This is a genomic window from Kribbella sp. NPDC043289 (genome assembly GCF_056436705.1).
Map to the genome: position 1 here is coordinate 2,874 of NZ_JBWKCB010000016.1, position 1,761 is coordinate 4,634.

1 rRNA gene and 1 other annotated feature (1 of these 2 cut by a window edge) are annotated in these 1,761 nt (G+C 56.8%); the gene reads right to left on the minus strand.

Going from position 1 to position 1,761, the window contains the following annotated elements:
* Positions 1-187: a sequence feature (mutual gap in cmsearch alignment for this rRNA model is longer than 100), on the minus strand (it extends 2,854 nt beyond the left edge of the window).
* Positions 109-1,633: ribosomal RNA gene (locus tag AC0662_RS41355) — 16S ribosomal RNA — on the minus strand. (Overlaps the previous feature by 79 nt.)
* Positions 1,634-1,761: the final 128 nt, after the last annotated feature.

Below are 1,761 nucleotides of genomic sequence, written 5' to 3' on the forward strand. Positions count from 1 at the left end.
ACCTAATGGTCAATGTTCCACATTCCGAAGCACCATCACCCCAAGAACATTCGCCTTGGAAAGTGATGACATGGACACTCACTAAGCGGAGTGCCAAGTGCTCCTTAGAAAGGAGGTGATCCAGCCGCACCTTCCGGTACGGCTACCTTGTTACGACTTCGTCCTAATCGCCAGCCCCACCTTCGACGGCTCCCTCCACAAGGGTTAGGCCACCGGCTTCGGGTGTTGCCGACTTTCATGACGTGACGGGCGGTGTGTACAAGGCCCGGGAACGTATTCACCGCAGCGTTGCTGATCTGCGATTACTAGCGACTCCGACTTCATGGGGTCGAGTTGCAGACCCCAATCCGAACTGAGACCGGCTTTTTGGGATTCGCTCCACTTTACAGTTTCGCAGCCCTTTGTACCGGCCATTGTAGCATGCGTGAAGCCCTGGACATAAGGGGCATGATGACTTGACGTCATCCCCACCTTCCTCCGAGTTGACCCCGGCAGTCTCCTATGAGTCCCCACCATCCCGAAGGACGTGCTGGCAACATAGGACGAGGGTTGCGCTCGTTGCGGGACTTAACCCAACATCTCACGACACGAGCTGACGACAGCCATGCACCACCTGTATAGGACCCTTACGGACCCCGCATCTCTGCGAGATTTCCCTATATGTCAAACCCAGGTAAGGTTCTTCGCGTTGCATCGAATTAATCCGCATGCTCCGCCGCTTGTGCGGGCCCCCGTCAATTCCTTTGAGTTTTAGCCTTGCGGCCGTACTCCCCAGGCGGGGCGCTTAATGCGTTAGCTGCGGCACGGAGGACGTGGAATGTCCCCCACACCTAGCGCCCAACGTTTACGGCGTGGACTACCAGGGTATCTAATCCTGTTCGCTACCCACGCTTTCGCTCCTCAGCGTCAGGTAAGGCCCAGAGAGCCGCCTTCGCCACCGGTGTTCTTCCTGATATCTGCGCATTCCACCGCTACACCAGGAGTTCCGCTCTCCCCTGCCTACCTCTAGTCTGCCCGTATCGGAAGCAGGCTCGGGGTTAAGCCCCGAGTTTTCACTCCCGACGTGACGAACCGCCTACGAGCCCTTTACGCCCAATAATTCCGGACAACGCTCGGACCCTACGTATTACCGCGGCTGCTGGCACGTAGTTGGCCGGTCCTTCTTCTGCAGGTACCGTCACTCTCGCTTCGTCCCTGCTGAAAGAGGTTTACAACCCGAAGGCCGTCATCCCTCACGCGGCGTTGCTGCGTCAGACTTTCGTCCATTGCGCAATATTCCCCACTGCTGCCTCCCGTAGGAGTCTGGGCCGTGTCTCAGTCCCAGTGTGGCCGGTCGCCCTCTCAGGCCGGCTACCCGTCGACGCCTTGGTAGGCCATTACCCCACCAACAAGCTGATAGGCCGCGAGCCCATCCCCAACCGCCAGAACTTTCAACCCTGCCCCATGAAGAGCAGAATATTATCCGGTATTAGACCCCGTTTCCGAGGCTTATCCCAAAGTTGAGGGTAGGTTGCTCACGTGTTACTCACCCGTTCGCCGCTCGTGTACCCCCGAAGGGGCCTTACCGCTCGACTTGCATGTGTTAAGCACGCCGCCAGCGTTCGTCCTGAGCCAGGATCAAACTCTCCGTTGAAAAATATGACAACCAGCAAAGCTGGAGTGTCGACAATCGAAAAGCGATCCTTTGAATCAGAAACAAAACCATTACTGGCTTGTCATCCGTATATTTCAAAGGAATCCACCCACAGACAACGACAACCC